19 protein-coding genes are annotated in these 23,614 nt (G+C 39.9%); 5 read left to right on the forward strand and 14 right to left on the reverse strand.

Annotation, left to right across the window (positions count from 1 at the left end):
• Window positions 1–49: 49 nt before the first annotated feature.
• The 5 genes from ABMQ40_RS05875 to ABMQ40_RS05895 all read right to left on the reverse strand — a co-directional run bounded on the left by ABMQ40_RS05875 (window position 50) and on the right by ABMQ40_RS05895 (window position 7,111).
• Window positions 50–577 (reverse strand): 2'-5' RNA ligase family protein, encoded by a 528-nt coding sequence (locus ABMQ40_RS05875; RefSeq protein ID WP_370897515.1) that lies wholly within the window; start codon window positions 575–577, stop codon window positions 50–52.
• Between the two features lie 3 nt (window positions 578–580).
• Window positions 581–1,714: a serine hydrolase domain-containing protein gene (locus ABMQ40_RS05880; protein WP_370897517.1), complete on the reverse strand. Its 1,134-nt coding sequence runs from the start codon at window positions 1,712–1,714 to the stop codon at window positions 581–583.
• A gap of 114 nt (window positions 1,715–1,828) precedes the next feature.
• Entirely contained in the window at window positions 1,829–2,545 is a 717-nt protein-coding gene (locus tag ABMQ40_RS05885; protein WP_370897519.1) for a Dph6-related ATP pyrophosphatase, read from the reverse strand.
• 105 nt (window positions 2,546–2,650) lie between these two features.
• On the reverse strand, window positions 2,651–3,691 hold the full coding sequence (locus tag ABMQ40_RS05890) for a hypothetical protein (RefSeq protein WP_370897521.1): 1,041 nt from the start codon (window positions 3,689–3,691) through the stop codon (window positions 2,651–2,653).
• A 72-nt stretch (window positions 3,692–3,763) separates the two neighbouring features.
• Window positions 3,764–7,111 (reverse strand): methylmalonyl-CoA mutase family protein, encoded by a 3,348-nt coding sequence (locus tag ABMQ40_RS05895; protein WP_370897523.1) that lies wholly within the window; start codon window positions 7,109–7,111, stop codon window positions 3,764–3,766.
• A gap of 180 nt (window positions 7,112–7,291) precedes the next feature.
• Between ABMQ40_RS05895 and ABMQ40_RS05900 the strand changes: the two genes are divergently transcribed.
• Window positions 7,292–7,624 carry a hypothetical protein gene (locus ABMQ40_RS05900; protein WP_370897525.1) on the forward strand — a complete coding sequence of 111 codons (333 nt, stop codon included), beginning with the start codon at window positions 7,292–7,294 and terminating at the stop codon, window positions 7,622–7,624.
• Here ABMQ40_RS05900 and ABMQ40_RS05905 read toward each other — a convergent pair.
• A complete protein-coding gene (locus ABMQ40_RS05905; protein WP_370897527.1) occupies window positions 7,621–8,706 on the reverse strand; it encodes a DUF3667 domain-containing protein in 1,086 nt (361 codons plus the stop codon). The two genes, ABMQ40_RS05900 and ABMQ40_RS05905, sit on opposite strands and share 4 nt — an antisense overlap.
• Window positions 8,707–9,095: 389 nt before the next feature.
• Between ABMQ40_RS05905 and rplM the strand changes: the two genes are divergently transcribed.
• From rplM to rpsB, 3 genes are all read left to right on the forward strand, one after another.
• Window positions 9,096–9,551: a 50S ribosomal protein L13 gene (rplM, locus tag ABMQ40_RS05910; protein WP_370897529.1), complete on the forward strand. Its 456-nt coding sequence runs from the start codon at window positions 9,096–9,098 to the stop codon at window positions 9,549–9,551.
• Between the two features lie 5 nt (window positions 9,552–9,556).
• The gene (gene rpsI, locus ABMQ40_RS05915; protein ID WP_370897531.1) at window positions 9,557–9,943 is read left to right on the forward strand and encodes a 30S ribosomal protein S9; all 387 of its coding nucleotides are present in this window, start codon (window positions 9,557–9,559) and stop codon (window positions 9,941–9,943) included.
• 204 nt (window positions 9,944–10,147) lie between these two features.
• Window positions 10,148–10,909 carry a 30S ribosomal protein S2 gene (gene rpsB, locus ABMQ40_RS05920; RefSeq protein WP_370897533.1) on the forward strand — a complete coding sequence of 254 codons (762 nt, stop codon included), beginning with the start codon at window positions 10,148–10,150 and terminating at the stop codon, window positions 10,907–10,909.
• A gap of 213 nt (window positions 10,910–11,122) precedes the next feature.
• Here the strand turns inward: rpsB and ABMQ40_RS05925 are convergent, their stop codons facing one another.
• From ABMQ40_RS05925 to tsf, 8 genes are all read right to left on the reverse strand, one after another.
• Window positions 11,123–11,569: a DUF6759 domain-containing protein gene (locus ABMQ40_RS05925; protein ID WP_370897535.1), complete on the reverse strand. Its 447-nt coding sequence runs from the start codon at window positions 11,567–11,569 to the stop codon at window positions 11,123–11,125.
• A gap of 39 nt (window positions 11,570–11,608) precedes the next feature.
• Window positions 11,609–12,244, reverse strand: coding sequence for a DUF6759 domain-containing protein (locus ABMQ40_RS05930; protein WP_370897537.1), 636 nt, complete (start codon window positions 12,242–12,244; stop codon window positions 11,609–11,611).
• Window positions 12,245–12,408: 164 nt separating this feature from the next.
• Window positions 12,409–13,086: a tRNA (guanosine(46)-N7)-methyltransferase TrmB gene (trmB, locus tag ABMQ40_RS05935; RefSeq protein WP_370897539.1), complete on the reverse strand. Its 678-nt coding sequence runs from the start codon at window positions 13,084–13,086 to the stop codon at window positions 12,409–12,411.
• An 80-nt stretch (window positions 13,087–13,166) separates the two neighbouring features.
• Entirely contained in the window at window positions 13,167–13,940 is a 774-nt protein-coding gene (locus ABMQ40_RS05940) for a DUF6759 domain-containing protein (RefSeq protein ID WP_370897541.1), read from the reverse strand.
• A 204-nt stretch (window positions 13,941–14,144) separates the two neighbouring features.
• On the reverse strand, window positions 14,145–14,933 hold the full coding sequence (locus ABMQ40_RS05945; protein ID WP_370897543.1) for a hypothetical protein: 789 nt from the start codon (window positions 14,931–14,933) through the stop codon (window positions 14,145–14,147).
• A gap of 141 nt (window positions 14,934–15,074) precedes the next feature.
• Complete coding sequence (locus tag ABMQ40_RS05950; RefSeq protein WP_370897545.1) at window positions 15,075–18,473, reverse strand: FIDD domain-containing protein; 3,399 nt, start codon at window positions 18,471–18,473, stop codon at window positions 15,075–15,077.
• Window positions 18,474–18,583: 110 nt separating this feature from the next.
• On the reverse strand, window positions 18,584–21,661 hold the full coding sequence (locus tag ABMQ40_RS05955) for an FIDD domain-containing protein (RefSeq protein WP_370897547.1): 3,078 nt from the start codon (window positions 21,659–21,661) through the stop codon (window positions 18,584–18,586).
• A gap of 227 nt (window positions 21,662–21,888) precedes the next feature.
• Complete coding sequence (gene tsf / locus ABMQ40_RS05960; protein ID WP_370897549.1) at window positions 21,889–22,716, reverse strand: translation elongation factor Ts; 828 nt, start codon at window positions 22,714–22,716, stop codon at window positions 21,889–21,891.
• Window positions 22,717–22,859: 143 nt separating this feature from the next.
• Here tsf and ABMQ40_RS05965 point away from each other — a divergent pair, with 143 nt between their 5' ends.
• Entirely contained in the window at window positions 22,860–23,561 is a 702-nt protein-coding gene (locus ABMQ40_RS05965; protein ID WP_370897551.1) for a DUF6759 domain-containing protein, read from the forward strand.
• Window positions 23,562–23,614: the final 53 nt, after the last annotated feature.

Consider the following 23,614-nt stretch of genomic DNA (forward strand, 5'->3'; position numbering starts at 1 on the left):
CGGGTGAATCGGGGGGCGGGCCGAAGGCCCGCCCCCCGATTCACCCTAATTAAGCATTGATTAATTTTTTTTCAGCTATAGGAATCCAGTTTTCGTCATGACGAAGCAATAAGATTTTATCAACTAAAAATTTAGTTTTGTAAGATTTTGTTTTATAGATCTCCCATGCCTTAAGATAATTTTCAAAACTTAAATTTCTATATCCTACCGTCATATGGGGAGTAAAGGAATGTTTATTAAAGCTGAATCTTTCTTTTACCCGGTTGTATAGCAATTTAAGATTTTCACTGTTTTCAGGCTGCACGAAAATTACAGGATTCTTCGGGTTGGGAAAGCTGCCGAAACCGTTTAGGACAATTTCAAAAGGGGACATGTTTGTATTGATCTTTTGGAATACTTCAATAATATCATTTTCCAGCTCCGGTTCTCTGGCAAAAGGAGGAAATAACGTAATATGGGCATCATTTTTCAAGGCTTTGGAATTATTATAATGCAAGGCCATATCCCGTTTGAATACCCTGATCTCATCAATGATTTGGCGGGGCGGATAGATGGCTATAAAATATAACTTTTTCATAAACTATTGTTGAACCATAACCTTAATCTGTGGTTTCATCTCAGCAACAGCGTTTTCGATGGCATCTGTAATTTTCTTTACTTCAAGATGAGGTCGGAACGTTGAAGCTTTGCTTTTTTCATCGGCAACGTTGGATAAAACGATGACAGAGGTTTTTGTTTCAGGATAATAAACATTCAGGGAAGCTGAACCTTTCACATATCCGCTGTGAAAATATGATGTCGGCTTTCCCGGACTCAGCATGATCCCGTAGCCATACCCCATTTTCCCAAAAACGGGATGTATCCTTTCCGTACTTTTAGAAACAAATTGTTTGAGGATCCGGGGTTTTAAAACTTTGCCGCCATATAAAGCATTATTCCATACATGAAGATCGTAAACGGTAGAAAGAATACCCCCGGCAGGAATTCCGATGTCTTTATTGTTCAATCTTTCCGGCATCCCCTGAACTTTTTCGAACTCTTTATTATCCCGAAGATAAGCTCCCGCAAAATTTGTCCCCTGGAATAAATTTCCGGTGGAAGAATTGATCATCCCTACCTCTTTGAAGAGCTCCATGGCATTTTCATCATAGCTTTTTCCGGAAACTTTTTCAATAATCCGTCCTAAGGCATTGAACCCGTCGTTGGAATAAAAGAATCCCGACCCGCTTTTAAACATCAGTTTGCTGCCTAAAACATTCAGTCCTGAAGTATGATTTAAAAGCTGATGAATGGTGATGTTCTTATACTCCGCGGTTCCAAATTCCCTCAGGTATTTGGATGCAGGATCATTAAGGTGAAGCTTTCCCTGTTCCATCTGACGCAAGACCAGGACAGCTGTAAACTGCTTGCTCACTGATCCTATGGCAAAAATAGTATTGCTGTCAATGGCTGTTTTATTTTTAAAATCAGAAAATCCGTTTTCCTTTTGATACAGCTTTATTGAATCTTTGAAGATAGCAACACTTCCGTTAAAGTCATATTTTTGAAAAGCAGAATCTATCTGCTGCTCCAGGAGCTTTTTTTCAAAAGCGGCAATTGTGGAATCTATAACTTTGTTTTTATTATCTGTCTTTACCGGAATGGGTTTGTTTTCACAGGATGTTAAACAGATCAAGATGGCCACAATCAGATATTGATTGAATTTTTTCAGCATTTTGTGATAAGTATATGCTAAAAATAATCAAAAAGAATGAAAACAAAAAATCCAGGTTTGTTTATGGTCATAAGGATCTTCTGTATTGATGGCAATTCATTTTGAAATGTGTGTTTATACTGTTGATTCCGGAATCAGGTCACAAAACCAGAATACATATTCTCCCTCTTCTTCGTCCCCAGTTTTGGGTTTCGGATACGTCTTTTTCACAATATCTCCAATTTCAAACTTAACCGGAGACTTGAAAATAGGACCATCAAAAGTAAAGGTATGAAATTCTCCGTTTTCACCACAAGGGTCGACATTGGCCGGCAGATCGGCAATAAAGTCCCTGTCTATAACCCTTCCGGCGAAGCTTTGATCAAGATAGGTTTCATTGACACAGGTAACAATAGTTTTGAATCCAAGATCCAGAAATTCATGAATAAGATCAGTCGTATTTTGTTTCCAGAGCGGGAAAATGGCTTTTATTCCAATGGTGCTCAACTGTTCTTCACGGTACCTGCGCAGGTCTTCAAGGAAGATATCCCCGAAAACAGAATGGGTAATCCCCTGTGATTTTATTCCGGTCATTGTCCGGCTCATTATTTCACGGTATTCTTCCATAGTAGGTGCTTTGGGTAGCTCCATTTTGATCAGGGGAATACCGAGGCTTTCGGCCTGCCGTTCAAGAAGTGTGTCAGGAACCCCATGCATCGAAATGCGGCGGTATTCCTTGTTAATGCTTGTCAGAAGAGCGGAAACTTCAATATCATCCTGCTTTAGGATCTTATACAATGAAAGAGCGGAATCTTTTCCACTGCTCCAGTTGAATATAGCCTTTGGTTTCATTTATAATTTAGATGCTGTTAATAGGGATGTAGTTAGATTATTAATAGGTGCTGATCCGTAAAATGAAGCATAATGATTAACGGCACAAATTTGTGCCGTTTTTTATTATCTGTCAATTTCTTTAAGAGGTATAAACCCGCCGTTCAAATAATCGATCTTTAATTCAAATGAAGTGGAAGCAGGGCTGGAAGCGATCAGCCCTCCGATGATCCCGAAAAAGGCAGATGCCATTATCACATTTCCCGTTTGGGCAGTAGATTTTATTTTGCCGGTAAAATAAAAATCATTATCTATCTTTTCTGCCTTGGCAAAGAGATTTTCTACAGGGACATATATGTATGGTGAGCCTTTGTAAACAATAGCATAGGGATCTTCTCTTTTGATTTCTTTTTCTTTACCATCTACCATCTCATAAATCTTGATGATCTTCTTAGAGGATTTTCCATAGAACTTTACATTGCTGATCCCCTTTTCGGGCTGCTGGTCTTTAAAAGAGTTATAGCTTCTATACAATCCTTCTTTTAGTTCTGTGGTGTTATAAAGGCTGAGTTTCTGCTTTTCAATATCATCAAAGTTTTTTATATCCTCAAAAGTATAATGATCTGTGGTCTCAGCTTTTTTAGAGATGTTTTTGCTGATGAAATTGCTTACCATTTCGCTTCCCTTTCGCATTGTCGCCTTGGTTACGTCTAGTGACGAATGGTCGATGACCGAGTCTATTTTATCAAGATAGGAATAAGTGCCGTCGTCATTCCTGGCAAACAGGAACGCCTGGAAATAACAGTATCCATGTTCACTGAACGCTCCGGTAAGCTCCGCAAAGTATAATTGTTTCAGATACATTACAATTGCTCCTTCTTCGGCATTGCTCCCATTGATATGATCCAGAAGGTTCTGGAACTGACTGGCGAGACTTGTTGTGGGAACGACCCTGGCTTTTGTGTTGAATGCGCCCTTCTGAACAATTCCCAGCGAGGTAGTGTCAATGCGGGCATCCACAAGTTTAATGGTTTTGTAGTAGCTTTTTTCCAGCTTTTGATCCGGCATGCTTATGGAAAAATCTTCGATGCGTTTCTGGGCAGCTGTGATTCCGAACAGTCCTACGGCAATGAGCAGCCCTATCTTTTTTAATTTATTTTTCATCATATTTTATTGTAAATAGTTATGTTTAAAAAAAGCTGCCCGCAAGCAGGCAGCTCATATCATGTGATCGGCCAATTACATATTTCTCCTGTATTTGCCGCCTACTTCGAACAAAGCATTGGTGATCTGTCCTAAAGAACAATATTTTACGGCTTCCATCATCACTTCGAATAAGTTCTGCTGATTGATGGCCGCGTGCTGAAGTTGTTTCAGAGCCTCTTCAGATCTTCCCTCATTAGCTTTCTGGAAATTATGGAGAGCACTGATCTGGGCCTGCTTTTCTTCCTCGGTAGAACGGATGACCTCTCCCGGAAGTACCGTAGGCGAGCCATCTTTTCCAAGGAAAGTATTTACCCCGATGATCGGATATTCACCGGTATGCTTCAGCCATTCATAATACATCGATTCTTCCTGGATCTTGGAACGCTGATACATTGTTTCCATAGCTCCGAGGACACCTCCTCTTTCCGTAATCCTGTCAAATTCTGCATAAACGGCTTCCTCTACCAGATCCGTTAATTCCTCAATAATGAATGATCCCTGTAGTGGATTCTCATTTTTCGCCAAACCAAGTTCTTTATTAATGATCAACTGTATGGCCATTGCCCTTCTTACAGACTCCTCGGTCGGGGTTGTAATGGCTTCATCATAAGCATTGGTATGAAGAGAGTTGCAGTTGTCATAAATGGCATACAATGCCTGAAGCGTGGTTCTGATATCGTTAAAATCAATTTCCTGGGCATGAAGGGAACGTCCGGATGTTTGAATATGGTATTTCAGCATCTGGCTCCTTTCATCGGCTCCGTATTTGAATTTCATGGCTTTTGCCCAGATTCTTCTTGCCACACGTCCGATTACAGCATACTCCGGGTCAATACCATTTGAGAAGAAGAATGACAAGTTAGGTGCAAAATCATTGATATTCATACCACGGCTCAGGTAATATTCCACATAGGTGAATCCGTTGGCCAGTGTAAATGCCAATTGCGAGATAGGATTGGCGCCGGCTTCGGCGATATGATATCCGGAGATAGAAACAGAATAGAAGTTCCTGACCTTCTCCTTAATGAAGTATTCCTGAACGTCACCCATTAAACGGAGGGCAAATTCCGTAGAAAAGATGCAGGTATTCTGTGCCTGATCTTCCTTCAGGATATCTGCCTGAACAGTACCACGTACTGTTGAAATGGTTTTTGCCTTGATCTCCTCATACACCTCTTTCGGGAGTATTTCATCCCCGGTAATTCCCAGGAGCTTTAATCCCAAGCCGTTATTGGAAGGAGGAAGTTCTCCGTTATATTTCGGCCTTTCCAGACCCTTATCATCAAACTTAGCTTTTAAAGCTGCTTCCACTTTGGCTTCAAGCTTATTCTCAACAATATATTTTTCAACATTCTGATCAATAGCAGCGTTCATAAAGAAGGCCAACAGCATAGGCGCAGGCCCGTTGATCGTCATTGAAACCGAAGTCAGGGCATTGACCAGGTCAAATCCGGAATACAGTTTTTTCGCATCATCCAAAGTAGCAATGGAAACCCCCGCATTTCCGATTTTACCGTAAATATCCGGTGGTAGCGCTGGGTCCTGCCCATACAGGGTTACGGAATCGAAAGCCGTAGACAGACGTTTTGCCGGCATTTCCGCAGAAACATAATGGAATCTTCTGTTTGTTCTTTCAGGGCCGCCTTCTCCGGCAAACATTCTGGTAGGATCCTCCCCGGTTCTCTTGAACGGATAGATCCCGGCGGTATAAGGAAAGCTTCCCGGAAGATTCTCCTGTCCTTTCCATTTGATCAGGTCACCCCAGTCATGGTATTTGGGTAATGCTATTTTCGGGATCCTTAAATGGGACAGGGATTCTGTTGAGGTTTCCACTTTAATTTCCTTCCCACGTACGAAATAAGAATAAAACTCGGCCTGGAAAGCTTTTTTAGTGTCTTCCCAAGTCTTCAGGAAATCAATATTATCCTGCTGAAGCTCTTTTTCCGCTTTCTGATATTCCGCTTCAAGAACTTCATTGGATATGATGTTTTTTATGCCTTCAATATGATACATTTTTCTGGCGAGCTCAGCCTGCCTTTCTACTGTGGCGTCATATTGCTTGTTATTTTCAACAATTTCGGACAGATAGCGAACCCTTTTCGGAGGAATGATCGTAACTTCTTCTGTGATTTCCTGTTCTGCAAAAGTTTTTAAGCCCAGGCCTGAAAACTTCTCGTTTATTTTTGAAACCAGCCTGTTGTAGAGCTCTGTTGTCCCATGGTCATTGAACTGGGATGCCTTTGTTGCAAAGACCGGCATTTCCTCGAGCTGGCTGTCCCATAAATGATGGTTTCTCTGGAACTGTTTTCTCACCGCCTGAAGCGCATCCAAAGCCCCGCGTTTATCAGATTTGTTCAATGCTACAAGATCAGCGTAATCCAGCATGTCTATTTTCTCAAGCTGTGTGGAAGCTCCATATTCCGGAGTCATTACATACATGGAGATATCTGCGAAATCCGATACTTCTGATCCGGACTGGCCGATCCCTGAAGTTTCCAGGATGATTACATCAGGATGTGCCAGCTTTAAAACATTTAGAGCGGAGTGAATAAAGGGAGATACGGAAACATTGTTCTCTCTTGTAGCCATTGAACGCATGTACACCCTTGGGTCATTGATCGCGTTCATACGGATTCTGTCACCTAGCAGGGCTCCGCCTGTTTTCTTTTTTGAAGGATCGATAGAGATAATGGCAATTTTTTTATCGGTATTTGATCGTAAAAAACGCCTTACCAGCTCGTCCGTTAAAGAAGATTTTCCTGCACCTCCGGTACCGGTGATCCCAATGATCGGGATATGCAAGTCTTTTGATTTTTCATCAATAGCTTTTACCAGCTCAGGTTTTTCTTCCGAGAAATTTTCCACTGCTGAAATAATCTGGGCAATACTTGACGGATTCTCAAACCGGATGGAATCCAGGTCTTTAGCCGTTACATCTCTGCCTGTTGCAAAATCTGATCTTTGAACAAGATCATCAATCATTCCCTGAAGACCAAGTTCACGGCCATCATCAGGAGAATAGATCCTGTCGATTCCATAAGACATAAGGTCTTTGATTTCTTCGGGTAGTATCACTCCTCCTCCGCCACCGAAGATTTTAATCTGGGGCGAATTTTTCTCTCTTAAAAGATCGTAGATATACTTAAAATATTCATTGTGCCCACCCTGATATGAGGTTAGGGCAATGGCATTGGCATCTTCCTGAATCGCTGTATTTACAACTTCCTCTGCTGATTTGTCGTGGCCAAGGTGGATTACTTCGCATCCGGTTCCCTGAATTACACGACGCATAATATTAATGGCAGCATCATGACCGTCAAATAACGACGCTGCTGTTACAATTCTTACTTTGTTTTTAGGAGTATATTTTTGGGTTTCCATAAAAAATTAGAAAATTTCTGAATCTCCAAATATAATAATAAAATAGGAACCCTTGTTTGATGGCTAAATATCTGGTTTAAAGTGTCTTGTTGATTTTTCAGATACCGGATCTTCCCGCTGAACGAACATCTGTTAGAAATAACAGGGAATTTGTCTACTTTTGTGTTATTATTTACTAAAATGCAAAAAGCTTTAATTTATTTCATATTGGGAACAATGGTAAGTTTCCTTATCAATTATTTTTTTCTGAGCAGTGAAAATATCGGTCTTGACGTATATTATGCAATAGCCTTTGGCTTTGCCTGGGGAATTGCGTATTACCTGGATACGCCAAACTTCACCCTGCCTCAAAAATTAGGGCTGTCATTTGTAGCAATGGGAATTCTGGTACTGGCAGGAACCCTGATCTTTGATCTTGAACGGGCGATCCCTTCAGTATTGAAATTTTCTACGGTTTTTGTCGCCTATTATCTGATCGCGAGCTTTAGAGGAAGTAAATCGTTGCGTAATTAATGCAGCATAAAAAAGCTTGCATAGATCAGTAATATAAACATCGCAAGCAGGCCGATAAAGTTTACGATGAACAGGAGAGAACCTTTTAAAATGCTCATCCTCTTTCTGGTTTCGTATACTCTGTGATGCGCCACGAAAAAGTAAATGCACATATAGAAAAACAAAGCGGTAGAAGCCAGGGCAAATATCAATTTCAAGAGGGTATTGTCAGGCAGTACAGCGGTGATTCTTTCACCTAAAATAAATATAAGCGTACCCAGAAGCAGGAATGAGAAATAATGCAGGGTAAAGATCCCATGGTCAAAATACCACCATTTCTTTTTATTATGGAATAACCACAGGAAGAAGGCAAATATTGGCAGATAGATGAAGAGGGCCTTGGGTAACGTATGAACAAAGGTCTCTTTAAACCGGTTATTGATCTCATCTTTACTCATTCCTTTTTCCTGAAGATGAAAAGTCTTTTCGGCATAGGGCCTCAGGGCTGTATAAAGCTTATCTTTTCCTGTTGCTTTCTGTAAAGAGTCGTATTGCTTCATGTTTTTTGCTCCCAGTATAAATATTTTGTCTCCGGATGAGGCTATTGCGGATTCCTTTGAATCTTCCTGTGATTCAATTTCTTCCTGTATACGTCTGTATATCATGGAATCATTCTCTGTTCCAAGAGCTTTTTTCAGATTTTTTGCTACAAGGATCTTTTGTTTCTTTTCTTCTTCCTCTTGAGTTGTAGAAACATGGGCTTCATCAGTATCCCTGTCTGAATTGAGTTCGGGAAAAATGGCAGGAACAAAAAATGTAATGAAGCTTACGAATATATACAGCTTTACGGGGGCAACGTACATTTGTCTTTTCCCGGCCAGGTATTCTCTGGTGAGCCTTCCGGGTTTGAAGAGGAGGTTTTTTATGGTTTGCCAGAACTGCCCGTCATAATGCGTAAAATCTTCTATGAAATGGGTGAAAAGGTAATAGAAAGGCTGTCTGGTTTCGGTGTTCTCCTGCCCGCAGTGGGTACAGAATCTTTCGTCTACTACGTGTCCGCAATTTAAGCACGTCTTATCTTCTCTTAATTTTCCGTGGCTCATAGTTGTTTTTAAGATTTTGAGCAAATATAATTATTTCTTAAGATGAAAATAATCTTTGAAATTAAATAATATGAAACTGCATTTTAAGAAATTAAATAATGCTATCTGGCAGAACTGCGGAAGTTTTTAAGAAAGTTAATAAAGTAAGAGTTGGAGAGAACCAAACTCATTACTTTATCACTCGTGTTTTTAGAATCTTCTAAAACTTTTTTTTCATCAAAAATCATTTTACAATATTTATGCCAGGAATAATTTTTATAGATAAAATCTGTTAGCCTGTACAGGCTGTTATTGTACATAAATCAAATAAGTTTTTCTCATTACAAAAATTATTCGTACCTTTGCGCATCCTTAAAGGGAAAATTATGTTTAATCTTTAACTAAAACGTGTGAATACATTAAGTTACAAAACTGTTTCAGCGAATAAAGCTACTGCTAATAAAGAATGGGTTGTGGTAGACGCTGAAGGACAACCGTTGGGAAGATTAGCTTCTCAGGTTGCAAAGATTTTGAGAGGTAAGCACAAAACTAACTTTACACCCCACGTAGATTGTGGTGATAACGTAATTGTTTTGAATGCAGGGAAAATTACACTTTCCGGAAACAAATGGGCTGACAAGACTTATATCTGGCATACAGGCTATCCTGGAGGTCAAAAGTCTATGACTGCGGCTGAACTTCAAAAGAAAGATTCTTTGAAAGTATTGGAAAAATCTGTAAAAGGGATGTTACCTAAGAACAGATTGGGAGCTGCTTTATTGAAGAACCTTTATTTATATGAGGGAACTGAGCATAAGCATGAAGCTCAACAGCCTAAAACAATTAATATTAACGAATTTAAATAATTAATATGTCTACAGTTCATAAAATTGGTAGAAGAAAAACTTCTGTAGCAAGAGTTTATGTAAAGCCAGGTTCTGGTAACATTACAGTAAACGGTAAAGATGCTAAAGAATATTTTTCTACAGATGTAATGGTTTATAAATTAAACCAACCGTTTATCCTTACTGAAACTGCAGGTCAGTATGACGTTACCGTAAATGTTTTCGGTGGAGGGAATACAGGACAGGCAGAAGCTATCAGATTAGGGGTTTCAAGAGCTTTATGCGAAATCAATGCTGAGTTCAGAGCGACATTGAAGCCTGCCGGTTTACTTACGAGAGATGCAAGAATGGTGGAAAGAAAGAAACCAGGTCAGAAGAAAGCAAGAAAGAGATTCCAGTTCTCAAAACGTTAAGAATTGCAATAGGCTTAAAGCAATATGCAATAAGCTTTTTAAAAACTTATTAAAATTTTTAATCCGCTTCAAAGCTTACCGCTTAATGCCTAAAGCTTAAAGCAAAAAAATTGCCCGTTACGTTTAGCATCCAAACACTTCTCCCATCTAAAGAAGTTGTTGATTGCCTAAAAAGCGGAAAGTAAACTAACAAAAAACAAAGACATGGCAAAAGCAAATGTAAAAGACCTTTTAGAGGCTGGTGTACACTTCGGTCACATGACCAGAAAGTGGAATCCAAATATGGCTCCATACATCTTTATGGAGAAAAACGGTATTCACATCGTAGATTTACATAAAACAGCAGTTAAATTGGATGAAGCTTGTAATGCTTTAGAAAAGTTAACTTCTGCAGGTAAAAAAGTTTTATTTGTAGCGACTAAAAAGCAGGCCAAAGAGGTTGTTGCCAAGCACGCACAGGAACTTAACATGCCTTATATTACAGAAAGATGGCCAGGTGGTATGCTAACGAACTTCGTTACTATCAGAAAGGCTGTTAAGAAAATGAACGCTATCGATAAAATGAAAAAAGACGGTACGTTCGAAACTTTATCTAAAAAAGAAAGACTTCAGGTAGACAGACAAAGAGCAAACCTAGAGAAAAACTTGGGATCTATCGCAGACATGGTTCGTCTTCCTTCTGCAGTATTTGTAGTGGATATTCTAAGAGAGCACATTGCTGTAACTGAAGCTAAGAAATTAGGTATTCCGGTTTTCGGTATCGTTGATACCAACTCCGATCCTAGAAAAGTAGACTTCGTTATTCCTGGAAATGATGACGCCTCTAAATCTATTGATATGATTTTAAGCGTTGTTTCTGAAGCTATCAAGGAAGGACAATCTCAAAGAAAAGCTGATAAGGAAAAATCCAAAGAAGAAGGAGAAAAAGTATCTGCTGATACAGATGCTGATTTCGATGCAGAATAATAAGGATCTGTCTTTATAATAATATAAAGAGGCTGTCTCAAAAGGTAAATTAACGCTCTGAGAATCTCTTAAATGACAAAAGTTGTCAGACAGGAGTCCGAGAGAGGGGGTACTTTTGAGACAGCCTCTTTTGTTTTTCCCATTATGGGTTGTGAAAAGCTGATTAATGAGCCCGTATTTGAACTACGCCGCCGGATTTATCCGGCGGCGTAGTTATTTATCTGAAAGCGTAATTGCGTAGGAATCGGTAATAAATTTTGTGCTCTGGTATGTTGATCTGCAGACCATTCCGGAAAGTTTGTAGCTCTGGTTCTTCTGAACCATGGTGTACCCTATTTTTCCGGCACCGATAGGAATTTTCTTATAAAAATTGTTTCCACTTACGGTAAGTACCATATTGCATCTGGATTTGTTTTGCACGGAAATAGAAGTTCTCGGGCTGTTTGAGGAACTGTTCAGCAGATCGGTAAGCACTTCTGCCGTTTCAGGTTTATAGGTCTTTAAAAGATCATTATATTCCTTTTCAGTATTTATGGCAGAAGGAGCATGGGGGGTAGCACCGGGATAGGTTCGCCTGACCGGATAATTTGAATTATTGCTCAGGCTGCTGCAGCTAACCAATACCATCAGTAGGCCTGATAATGATACTAAATTTTTCATGCCTTTGTTTTTGACGGCATAAATTTAAAATTTTTACTTTTATTTGAAGCCATTGTTTTTATTTTTTGGATCTTCAGGATTATTTATCGTAATAAAAATATTATTTTTAATCTCTTTCTGGGAAGTATATGGTGCATTACAAACATTGCCGGTCAGCTTATAGAAACCTTTATCTATGACGATAAAGTTTTCTGCTCCGGCCGGAATGGGCAGGTTATATAATTTATTCCCCAGGATTCTTATGATCAGATTGCAGTCAGAATTGTTTTTCACCAGTAATATAGCTTCTTTGTTACTGAGATCCTGGTCGAACATCTTATTTAAAAGGTGAACTGTTTTATCTTTATGCTCACTGGACGTTTCAGCAATCAGCCGTTTAAATTCTTCTACTTCCCGGGGATCACCCGCTATTCTGCCGGAAATATCGGTAACAACGGGTCTCGCTTCCATAGGTTTGGCCTCTTTTCTGCCCTTTGTCCATTCTTCATTTTTTAAAGCGATAAGTTTAGGCTTCAGTACGCTTCTTTTAGGATCTTCAAGATGAGCAGTCCTGAGGTATTCTTCAATCTCTCCAATATTTGTACTTTTTAAAATATTCCGGCTGCTTTTTTGAGCCTGGACGTAGCCGGAAAGAATGACCTCCAATAATAAGGCAATGAGATAGGTTTTTCTCAATATGTGTTTTGATATTTTTTTCGTGTATTTGTGTTGAGGGAAATATAAAAGCACAGCTGTAATATTATAATTACGGCCGGATATAGTGATATACCATCACCTGAAAGGCATCAGCTATGACGTGTTTTTTGGGAATGAGGGAATTTTTTTCATCGGTTGTGCTGTTAATTTATTCTAAACTTGATATAGGTAATGGTTTTTCCTTTTGCGGAAAAAAGTTCTTCATAATAGGTTTTGATATCTCTCAGATGTTCAGTATTGGGGTCATATTCCGGAGCCCCGTAGATGTCATGGTGAGCAGTAAGGATCTCGTAGCCCAGGCCTTGTAGCAAACCGAGGGTATATCCGTGTAAAAACTCGGAATCGGTTTTTAAATGAATAATCCCGCCCGGCTTCAGGAATTTTTTATAGCGGTTCAGAAAGTCGGGATGGGTAAGCCTGTGTTTGGTTCGTTTATATTTAATCTGCGGATCAGGGAACGTAATCCAGATTTCGTCGACTTCATTTTCTGCAAAAAAATAATCTACCAGCTCGATCTGTGTCCTCAGGAATGCTACATTTCCCATATTGTTCTGAACAGCCTCCTTGGCACCAAACCAGAATCTTGCTCCTTTGATATCAATGCCTATAAAGTTTTTTTCCGGGAATGCCTTGGCAAGCCCTACGGAATATTCACCTTTGCCACAGCCCAGTTCAAGAACGATGGGGTTGGCATTCTTAAAAAAATCTGTCCTCCATTTCCCTTTAAGTCTGAAACCACTTAAGGCCTCTTCTCTTGTAGGCTGAATTACGTTCGGTAATATTTTATTTTCTGCGAATCTTGCTAATTTATTCTTTCCCATGAGATATTTAAAATCCTGCAAAAATAGCAAAATTTATCAGATGGTACCGTTCCGGGGTAAAAATAGATCTCTGTATAAGATTATTTTACAGAGCTTCCCAATGCCACCATAATAGGTTTTTGAATGGTTTTCTGGGAGGCATACTGGGCTCCGCAGACAATACTGGTAAAAAGATAGTCTCCTTTCTGTACAACAATGGAATTGTCTCCATGTGCCGGCACAGGCAGTCTGTATTTGATAGTACCTACGCCTTCCATTCTTACGATAATGTTGCAATCCGATTTGTTTTCGATAAGAACGATACATTCTTTGCTCATCGGGTCATTATCAAAAAGGGAGTTCAGGATTTGCACGGTTTTGTTTTTGTGCTCTACCGGGGAAACCGTCATCAGCATATTAAATTCTTCTGCTTCAGCATCGGGGATGGCAGCAACATTGGAAGCCGTATTGACAACGATAGCATTTTGTGGATTACTTGGAGTATAAACCACTGTGGATTGTTTTGCGGCCAGTTCTGCTTTATATTTTGCGATCTGTTTTTGCTTGATGATGGCATTCATCTCCTCAAAAGAAATCTTTGTAGAAGGTCTTCTTTTCAGCATAGCCAGCCATTCTTGCATTTGTTTCACTTTCTGATCCGCAGGGTGAGCATTTTTGATATACTCTTTCATCATTTCCATTACTCTGGGCTTTAATACTGACCTGCGGGGATCATCGGGGTGAGCATCTCTCAGGAAAGCATTGATCTCAAAAATATTTTTGCTTTTCAGAATGTCACTGTAATCCTTATTTCTTTTCTGAGCCGAAAGATTAGCGAATACCAGCACGCTAAAGAGTAAAAGTAATTTTTTCATTCACACTAATATTAAGTTAGGGATAAAGTTTTTTCTTTATTGTGTTTTGGCTATTAGTGTTTAAAATGATAACGAATTTTTATGTTTTTTATTTTAAACCACCTTAAATGTGCGATAAAAATAAAAATAATTTCAGACTTTTTAAAAATGTATCTAATGAAATTTAAATGATATAAGTTTCCCCGAACCACAATGAACGGGCGATTATTTTATAACTTCCTGAAGGTGAGAGTTTCTCAGTCTTCGTTGGTAAATGGGCAAATATTTTTCAATAGGGATTTTTACGGCCTCATAGTTTCCTGCAAGAATATAAGGCTCTATATTTTCTGAAGTATAAACAAACTGAAGAAAATTATCGATTAAGTTTTCAGGAATTTTAAACTTTGTAAAATAATCCTTACCCAGATAATTTTTAATCTGGACAACAGAATTATTCATCCGTTCATAAGCCATGTACCGTTGCTTTTTCTTTCTTTCTCCTGAAAGGATATCATAAATGCTTTCCAGGCTGAAGGTAAGTCCTCCATCCCTTAATCCGGCAACAGGCAATTCCGGAGGAGTTCCGTCACCTTTTGGTTCAGGCAGGCCGATCACTTTTTTTATCGCCAAACCCTTATCCTCTTTTTTCAGTGCGTTAACATCATATCTTAAGTTTCCGGTAGGTTTAAATCTGCTGATGACAACCTCCTGGATGTCGTGATAGGCAATCTTTAATTCGATCAGGTTTTTAGGCCCGAACATTTGTGGCGAAAGCTTGATATCTTTTCTTTCCGTTACAATGGAAGTGAAACGGATAACATCACCGGGATTGGCACGGATGGTAAAATCACCGTTATAGTCTGTAAGAACGGTTGTCTGGGTATTGAGGTTGGTTACGTATACCTGATTGAGATATAATACAGAATTGTCCCTTAGAAATACTTCACCAGAATATATTTGAGCATTGATCTTTGCCAGAAAAACCAATAACAACAGAGTAATGAGTTTTTTCATATAATACGGCAAAATTACGTAGAAATACCGCAATTCGTATCCATTAGATAACAAAAAGGGGTTAAAGTTATATTAAACTTTATCCCGGAACTGTTAATGAATGTTATAAGTTTAATTCGCATGGAAAGCTTCTGTGGCCGGCTATCTGTGTTTTACCAGCAGCCAGCTCGTGTACTTCACAGTAGTGGTCCCGCCGAATTCGGTCCAGCTTATAAAATACCAGTATGTTGCCGTATTCACAGGCCTTCCTCCCATTGTTCCGTCCCAGATATATCGGTTGGTTGGGGTTCCTCTGAAGACTTCCGCACCATACCTGTCGAAGATCCGGAACTCCAGATTATCATTATTCATCAGTGCAGAATAGTCTATATCATCATTGTAGCCGTCTCCGTTAGGAGTAATGGTATTGATCAGATTAATGATAACGAAAGGGCGTGTAACGTCTTTGCATCGTTTAGAATCTCTTACATAGGCTATATGATTTCCTCTGGGAACATTTTGAAACACATTTGAGCTTTGCCAGTTGATTCCGTCCAAAGAATATTCATAAGGAGGAGTTCCGCCACCCGCGGTGATCGTTACTGTCTGCCCGTTAATCTCTATTGCCGTAATTGCCGGCAGCGGAGATTCAATGACATTCACGTATTGCCTGTATACACATCCCTGATAGGTAAGGTCTACCCAATAAGTCCCCACAGAAACGTTGGTGATGGATGAAGTGGTGGCACCTGTGCTCCATAAATAACTTTCAAAATTGGGCCCAGCGTCCAGGGTAGTTTTGGTATCTGGGCAAATAACCTGGTCTACAAGGATATCCGATTTTTTAGGCGTTTTTATAGTAATGCTGATCGATGCTACATTAGGGCAAATTCCATTTTTTTCAAATCTGATATAAATGGTCTGGGTGCCTGTTAAGTTCATCGGATTGTTTAAGCTATTTACATTATTCTGGGCATCTGCCTGAGAACCGTGATAGGTTACGGAAACCCCCGGATCTGTGGTAAACTGGGCAATGTATTGGGATAGATCTACCTGCTTGATGCCGTCCAGGTCATCATCACAGACACTTACGATTACTGAGGTAGTTAATAAAGGAACTTTAGGCCCTACATTGAAGTTTAAAGGTTTGATTACCGGGGCACAGCCATCCGGAGAGTCTACTCTTATATAAATTGTTGTAGCTGCTGTATAAGTCCAGTTGTTGGGTAAAGTATTATTATTTCCTGCATTGGCATCAGCTAAGTTGGCATAATATCTTACATTGGTAAAATAAGCAGGATTATTTAATACGATCGCAGTGATGTCTGATAATGTAATGTTAACAATACCATCCAGGTTATCGTCGCAAAAAGTTCCGGTATAGTTTTCCAATACGGCCGCCAGGGGAAACAGGTTAAGTGTGATCTCAGCAATGCTTTTGCAGCCAATAGTGTTTTTAACCACGGCATAGACAATGGTTCCGTTGGTGGCAGTATAGGCTGTAGTTGTTGTAATCAATGCCGCGGGGTTTTCTGTCTGGGCATCTGCCAAAGTAGGGTAATAGGTAATGGTTACCGGAGAATTATTGGTAACATTAGCAGTCGTCAGATCAAAGGTTCCCTGTCCGTTTATGTTGCAGGCATACAATGTAGCATTTGTAACGGTGAGGACCTGAATGTTTATAGTTACCGTTACTGTTTCACAATCAGGGAAATCCGGATCGTTGCCACAGAAGGTGTAGGTAAAGGTATCTGTTCCGGTGGTTCCCGGATTGGTTACGGTATAGGTGATCACTCCGGTGGCTGGATCCACCGTTGCTGTTCCCATGGTGGGCGCTGTGGTGATGGCTACGGTGGAAGGAACGGGAGTTTGCGTGGAACTGGTAAATGCAGGAGTAATGGCTTTCGTTGTACAGACATCGTAGATGGCTGTACTTTGTTTGGTACAGTTCAATACCTTGAACTGCTCCGTTACCAGCGGAGCGCAGCTCCCCATTGTTACTGAGCAGGTATAATACCCTGGTTGCGTAGGAGTATAGGAGGCTGAAGTAGCGCCTGGGATCAATATGCCGTTCACATACCATTGGTAGGTGTCATAGATGATCGGGTCCACAGTGAGAATAATTCCCGGGATGCAATCACCTCCGGATTTTAATATTACAGGCTGGGTGGGGAATCCTGCAAAAAAGCCGCCATATCCTACAGCATCACTTCCTGCGTTAATTCCTGCCGTAATTGCTTTACTGGAAACAACAGTAATAGTTCCGGTTACATTAGGGATTCCATAAGTAACCCAATTATTGGTTCCAGTCATGTTAAAAGGGCCTGTAGTTGCCGGTGGAGTAACACCGTTCACGGTAACTACAGCTCCTCTTTCCGTGATCAGGTTTAGCTTTGTGGGAATAGCAAGGATTCCTGATGGATTATTATTGGAATGCACAAAATTTTCATTGATAAAGCCCAGCTCGTTAATCTGCTTAGGCAGGTAGCAGTTCAGGGCAGGGATAAAATTGAACCCACCTGTTGCCACTTCATTTCCGGTATTGGAGTTACCCGCCAGAATTTGATAAACATAAGCATTTTTCGAAGTCCGTATGTAAAGGTTATAATGGTTGCTTCCCTGAGGCTGATATTTGGTATCAGGGATCACAAAATATTGGCCTGTATTAAGGGTGGCCACCGGAGGGATCTCATTGTTGACAAAAATCTGGGTATTGTCTTCTGTGGCAATAACCACGGCTCCTTCCATATTTGTTCCAATAGATCCGTTACCTTTAACCAGGGCGAACTCGTTGCCTAATCTCTCTACAGGAACGGCCTGGTCCATTAGAATATCTGAGCTTGTAGGATAGTCTCCGGCATATTGCCCGTTAAAATTCCCATTGGTTATATTTACGGGTTTATTAGCCGTAATCTTGGCTCCGATAAATCCGTCAAAATTCCCCGCAATATTTCCGATACCATCGATGATATAAGACTGCCCTTTGTTTAATGTGAAATTAAGGGTGGGGTTTGTAGCTCCGGTCATCCCGTTTGAAAACTGGACCGTGCTTTTATATCCGGTAACGGTAACGGTGGTATTGTCTTCTGTTGCCAGTACACTCATCATGAAATTCAGGATGATGTTACTCACGCTGATAGGAGCGCTTGCGGCATAAAAATTCTTGCCTGTGGAAGGAATTCCTTTTGAAGTAATAATTTCAGCATGATTGAAGACTGAAAACCTTAAATTGGCATAGAAGGGAAACTCTGCCTTCAGGTACAGCCCTTTTGTAGTAGGAGTAAATAAATCTGTCTGTTGGGTGGTGATAATATAATCCCTTAAAACATCAAATTTCTGAGGGTTGTTTTTGCTGATATTTACAGTGCCTATTAAAACATTATTATTATAGATGCTGACTGGGAACGGACTAGTCCGGTTGGTGGACAGATATAATGTCTGATAAGGATTCGGGTTTCCGGTTCTGTCAACCATAGGCGCAAACCAGTGTTCCCTGTCCAGTTGAGCAAAAGTATAGGTGAAAATAAAAAATATAAATAAAAAAGATAGAATTTTCTTCATCCAGTTATAGCTTTTACCACAAATTTAATAATAAAATGTATTGATGGCTTGAAAAAATAATAAAAAACCACGATTTTAAAATCGTGGTTTAAAAATGAGTTAAAAAATGGTTAATCTATATTTTTAACCAGAATCCAACCGGTATATTTTATTGGGGTTTTTTCTTTATTCGGTTCATTCCAGTTGATGTGGTACCAATATGTTCCCGTAGAGATTTTCTTGTCGAAATGTCTGCCATCCCATCTGTAGTTGTTGAATTTATCACCGGTAAATATTTTATTGCCATACCTGTCATAGATTACAAACATTAGATTGTCTTTGTAAGCCAGTTCGCTGTAATCAATATAATCGTTTTTGTTATCTCCGTTCGGTGTAATTACGTTCAATAAATTCGGTACGGTAATCTCTACGGCGATAGGGGTACAATCATAGGCATCTTTTACATAGAATGTATGCTGTCCTCTGGTAAGTCCGGTAATTACATTAGAATCCTGCCAGTTGGTGGTGCCGTCTACAGCATACTGGTAAGGGGCTTTTCCTCCGGTAACTATTATGGTCGCCGTATTGTTGGAGATCTGGATTTCCTGAATTACCGGGTCCGGAGCTTTTTTAACGCTAACGGTTTGTTTCACAAAGCATCCGTGGTCTTCAAGGATCACCCAATATTCTCCCACAGGAACTCCTTGTATAGATTGTGTGGTGGCTCCGGTACTCCATTCATAAGAATCATAGCCAGGGCCGGCATCTATAATTGTTCTGTCATCGATACAGATATACTGGTCTACCAGCAGGGAAGATCTCTTAGGAGGGATCACGTGGAGATTGATCTTAGCGATTGAATAACATCCGTGAGCATTATAAACTCTTACATATACGGCTCCGTCGCCAGAGATGTAATTGTTGATATTGTTAAGAATTTCATTGGTACCGTTACTCGCATCAGTGAAGGTAGGGTAGAATTTTTTGGTTACCGGAGACTCTGCGGTTACGTTAGCTTCTGGTAAATTAAATGAAGCGGCTGTTTCATTATTTTCAATAAAGCACTCTTCCAATGTGGCTTCATTCACTACCGGAGAAGGCAGGAATTCCAGTGTTATTTTTGCGTTTCCTATACAGCCTTCATTGGTGGTTACCGTTACATAAACAGATCCTGCCGCAGAAAGATAGTTGGTAGGATTGTTGATCTGATTGGTTCCGGCATTGAGATCCGCTAAAGTAGGATAGAACTTTTTAGTTACGGGGTCATAAGAAGTAACAGCTGCCGTTGTAAGGTCAAAAAATCCTTTTCCGTTATACTGACATGCTTTTATGGTGGCATCAGTTAAAGTAAACGGAACAACGGTGAGGTTTAGAGTCACTTGTTCACATTCAATAAACTCAGGAGCATTCCCACAGAATTTATAAATGATTTGGTCAGGGCCAAAGTAGCCGGGATTAGGAATATAGGTGATCTTACCGGTCGCGGTATCTAAAGTTGCCGTACCATTGGTAGGGTAGCTAATGATAGTTACAGTACTAGGAACCGGAACCTGTGAAGTCGTGTAGGAGAATGTAGGTGTTATGATCTTGGATGCACAGGCGTTCATGGTTGCTGTAGTTTCTTTCAGACAAGGGAAAACCTTATAGATAGGTGTAGTTACCGGAGGACACGTTCCCATTGTCACTCTTACAGTATAATTTCCTGGCTGTGTCGGAGTATATGTATTGGATGTGGCACCGGCAATTGCTACTCCGTTCAGGTTCCACTGATAGGTTTCATAGCTGTCATCTACTTCCAGTACGATACCAGGAACACAGTCTCCGGTTTTTTTCGCAATAACAGGAATAGAGGAGAACCCTGCGAAATATCCGCCGTAGCCGGCAGTACTATATCCGCCGTTGATACCGGCTGTTACAGCTTTAGTGGAAGTAATGGTCACATTTCCCGTAATCCCTTCTATGGCATAGGTTTGCCATTGCGTATTTCCTGTCAGAGGATAAGGGCCCTGTGCAGGGGTAGGGGCCGTACCGTTCACTAGAATGGTTGCACCGGCTTCCGTTAATATATTCAGCTTTAAGCTGATCGGGCTGCTAATGCCCGGCATTTCATTGATTTTTCCGATCTCATCGATTTTCCTTGGAAGGAAACAGTTTAAAGGCGGGATATAATTAAATCCGCAGGTTGCGTTACTGGAACCTACAGCAACCAACTGGTACAGATAGACATTATGTGAGGTTGAAATAAACATGTTGGAATGTGTGCCGGCTCCGGGTTGCGTGATATAGTTGCTTTCATCAATCCTGTACCATTGTCCTGCATTGATCGTGGCAGCAGCGGTTGTAGAGCCGTTCAGGAATATCTGGGTATTGTCTTCTGTGGCAACGATAATCCCTCCTTCCATGTTTTCGCTGGGGTCCGTAGATTTGGTTTTAACAATGGCAAAAGTGCTTCCCAGCCTTTCTACAGGGACAGACTGGTCAAGAACCGCATCCGAACCGCTGGAGAATCCAATCCCGAAATTACCGTTACAGCTCCCGTTGGTCAGGGTTACCGGTTTATCCGCAACAATTTTAGCCCCCATAAACCCGGCCTGGCTGGCAGCGGCGGTACCAGGGCCTGAAAATATAAAAGATTGTCCTTTGTTTAAGGTAAACGTATGAGAGTTTCCTGTAGCGGTTCCTCCTGTAAAAGTTATTCCCGGAGTATTCCATGTTACCGTTACAGAAGTATTGTCTTCCGTAGCTAAAATTCCAGCAGTAAAGTTGTATAATGTACTTGTGGAGGTGTTAGGGCTGGTAGCTACATAAAATTCTTTACCGATACCTGCCTTTCCTTTACTTGTAATGACCTCACCATGCGATAGCTGAGCCAGCCTAAGGCTACAGAAGAAAGGTTTATCCGCATTCAGGTATAATCCTTTATTGATCACTTTGAAGGCGTCAGCAGAATTGGTGGCTACAATAAGGTTATTACTAACGGTATATGTTTGTGGATTGCCTTTACTGATGGTAACCGTGGTTACTAAAGTATTGTTGCTGTATATCCTTACATCAACAGGGGTTGTGGAATCGGTCGACAGGTATAATGCGTTTGTATATCCGCCAACGGAATCAAAGTAAGGGGCTATCCAATGTTCTGTATCTCTTTGGGCAAAGAGGGTATTAATTGTTAAAAAAACGAATACTAAGCTGAGTAAAAATCTTTTCATAGGATTTTTGGAATATTAGGATTTTTACAAAATTAAAATAATATTTGAAATATTGTTAATTAAAGTTAAATAAAATTTAAAATTATGCATGATTGCTGACTTAATAATCACTGTGTGTATAAAATGATATTTGAGATTAAGCTATTTCAGCTTGTAAGCTACAGAGCTTAAAAATCAATAAAAAACCCGGTGAATTTCACCGGGTTCAGATTTTAAAAATATGTTTGTTAAGACAAGCTTACTCTTACAAATCCTGTAACTTTCAAGTCTGCATTTACTGATTTTACATAGTCGGCAACAGACTGGTTTCCATCCTTAATGAAGGCCTGGTGAACCAAAGTGTTTTCTTTGTAAAACTTCTGCATTTTACCTTTAAGGATGTTATCGATGATATTTTCAGGTTTTCCTTCTTTGGTAAGAAGTTCTCTTTCGATTTCTAATTCTTTATCGATCGTTTCCTGAGAAACCTGAGTTTCATCCAAAGCAATTGGGTTCATTGCGGCTACCTGCATGGAAACGGTTTTAGCAACCTCGTCAGCACCATCTACTTTAGCAGAAAGGGAAGTGATCGCAGCAATTTTATTTCCTGCATGGATATATGCTCCAAGGAAAGGTCCTTCGATTCTTTCAAAAGCACCGATCTCAATTTTTTCACCGATAACACCTGTTTGCTCAACTAGTTTTTCAGCAACAGTGATTCCGTGGAAATCTGTAGCCAGAAGCTCTTCTTTAGTAGCAGCAAAGATTGCCATTTCAGCCAATTCATAAGCCAGTTCAATGAAAGCTTCATTTTTAGCAACGAAATCCGTTTCACAATTTAAAGAAATGATAGCACCTAAAGTGTTGTCTTCATTTACTCTAGCGATAACTGCGCCTTCAGTAGACTCTCTGTCAGCTCTGTTAGCAGCAACTTTTTGTCCTTTTTTTCTAAGGATTTCGATTGCTTTTTCGAAGTCTCCTTCAGCTTCAACTAGAGCTTTTTTGCAGTCCATCATACCTGCACCTGTTGTGTTTCTTAATTTTGCTACGTCTGCAGCAGCTGGTGTATAAGACATAATATTTATTATTTTTTTATTTGAAATTAGTATTAATTTTTAGTTTATTTTTGAGCAGTGCAAAGATAATGATTTTAATGATAAACTAAAAAATGACTTTTTACGTTATTTAATTATTTAATAATTTTTTAAATGTTTAGTTAATGAGAAAAATATTTCTTCTCCTATTTTTATGCATTTTTACCCTTGGCTTGTCTCAGAAGAAGAAAAAAGCAAAAGCCAAGGCCGTCGCTGAAAAAGAAACCATGATCATCTATACGGAATGTGATGCGGAAAGCACACATGAAGCAAGAATAATCGCCGGATTTTTAAAGCAGAACCCAGGGCACCCTAAAACCGATTATTTTAAACGAAAATTGATCCAAATAATTATGGCTGACAATTCTCCGGAAGCAAAGCCTACAATTACCCCCCTGAGTAAAGATAAAATTGCTAAGATCACCAATAATAATGAAGCCGGGTCTGCAAAAACACTGGCTTCTAATACCGGTAACGCTTCTGCGACCAGAACCGTAAATTATGCAGGTATAGATAATAGCAGTAAAAAATCCGAGCCGAGTGAGAAAAACAAGAAAACGGCTGCCATGCTCACCCATCTCTTTAATAATGATCCGATGGATAAGGAAGCTTATATCAATATTAAGAACAGATCTAAATGCAATCTGATCGTTAAGATAAGCGGAAAAAAGTATTATAATCTTGATGTACCGGCCAGCGGACAAAATTATATCCTTATAGAAAAGGGAGATTATGTCTTGACGACGATGGTTTGTGATGCCAAATATTCGTCGGTGAAGAAAATCAATAAAGATATTGAGATCGAACTGAATTTGAGAGAGGAATAATAATGGATGTCAATGCAATGACTAGTAAAAAAGGCTAAGAAAGTATAAATTTT

This window comes from Chryseobacterium gossypii (assembly GCF_041361455.1).
GTDB classification, from domain to species: domain Bacteria; phylum Bacteroidota; class Bacteroidia; order Flavobacteriales; family Weeksellaceae; genus Chryseobacterium; species Chryseobacterium gossypii.

Excerpts from the sequence above, each read along its gene's own strand:
- rpsB (WP_370897533.1), top strand. The coding sequence starts at position 10,148 with ATGGCAAAAGCAAATGTAAAAGACCTTTTAGAGGCTGGTGTACACTTC.
- rpsI (WP_370897531.1), top strand. The coding sequence starts at position 9,557 with ATGTCTACAGTTCATAAAATTGGTAGAAGAAAAACTTCTGTAGCAAGA.
- ABMQ40_RS05900 (WP_370897525.1), top strand. The coding sequence starts at position 7,292 with ATGCAAAAAGCTTTAATTTATTTCATATTGGGAACAATGGTAAGTTTC.
- ABMQ40_RS05940 (WP_370897541.1), bottom strand. The coding sequence starts at position 13,940 with ATGAAAAAATTACTTTTACTCTTTAGCGTGCTGGTATTCGCTAATCTT.
- ABMQ40_RS05905 (WP_370897527.1), bottom strand. The coding sequence starts at position 8,706 with ATGAGCCACGGAAAATTAAGAGAAGATAAGACGTGCTTAAATTGCGGA.
- ABMQ40_RS05965 (WP_370897551.1), top strand. The coding sequence starts at position 22,860 with ATGAGAAAAATATTTCTTCTCCTATTTTTATGCATTTTTACCCTTGGC.
- ABMQ40_RS05885 (WP_370897519.1), bottom strand. The coding sequence starts at position 2,545 with ATGAAACCAAAGGCTATATTCAACTGGAGCAGTGGAAAAGATTCCGCT.
- ABMQ40_RS05895 (WP_370897523.1), bottom strand. The coding sequence starts at position 7,111 with ATGGAAACCCAAAAATATACTCCTAAAAACAAAGTAAGAATTGTAACA.
- ABMQ40_RS05890 (WP_370897521.1), bottom strand. The coding sequence starts at position 3,691 with ATGATGAAAAATAAATTAAAAAAGATAGGGCTGCTCATTGCCGTAGGA.
- ABMQ40_RS05955 (WP_370897547.1), bottom strand. The coding sequence starts at position 21,661 with ATGAAAAGATTTTTACTCAGCTTAGTATTCGTTTTTTTAACAATTAAT.
- ABMQ40_RS05925 (WP_370897535.1), bottom strand. The coding sequence starts at position 11,569 with ATGAAAAATTTAGTATCATTATCAGGCCTACTGATGGTATTGGTTAGC.
- ABMQ40_RS05945 (WP_370897543.1), bottom strand. The coding sequence starts at position 14,933 with ATGAAAAAACTCATTACTCTGTTGTTATTGGTTTTTCTGGCAAAGATC.
- ABMQ40_RS05875 (WP_370897515.1), bottom strand. The coding sequence starts at position 577 with ATGAAAAAGTTATATTTTATAGCCATCTATCCGCCCCGCCAAATCATT.
- ABMQ40_RS05880 (WP_370897517.1), bottom strand. The coding sequence starts at position 1,714 with ATGCTGAAAAAATTCAATCAATATCTGATTGTGGCCATCTTGATCTGT.
- trmB (WP_370897539.1), bottom strand. The coding sequence starts at position 13,086 with ATGGGAAAGAATAAATTAGCAAGATTCGCAGAAAATAAAATATTACCG.
- ABMQ40_RS05950 (WP_370897545.1), bottom strand. The coding sequence starts at position 18,473 with ATGAAGAAAATTCTATCTTTTTTATTTATATTTTTTATTTTCACCTAT.
- tsf (WP_370897549.1), bottom strand. The coding sequence starts at position 22,716 with ATGTCTTATACACCAGCTGCTGCAGACGTAGCAAAATTAAGAAACACA.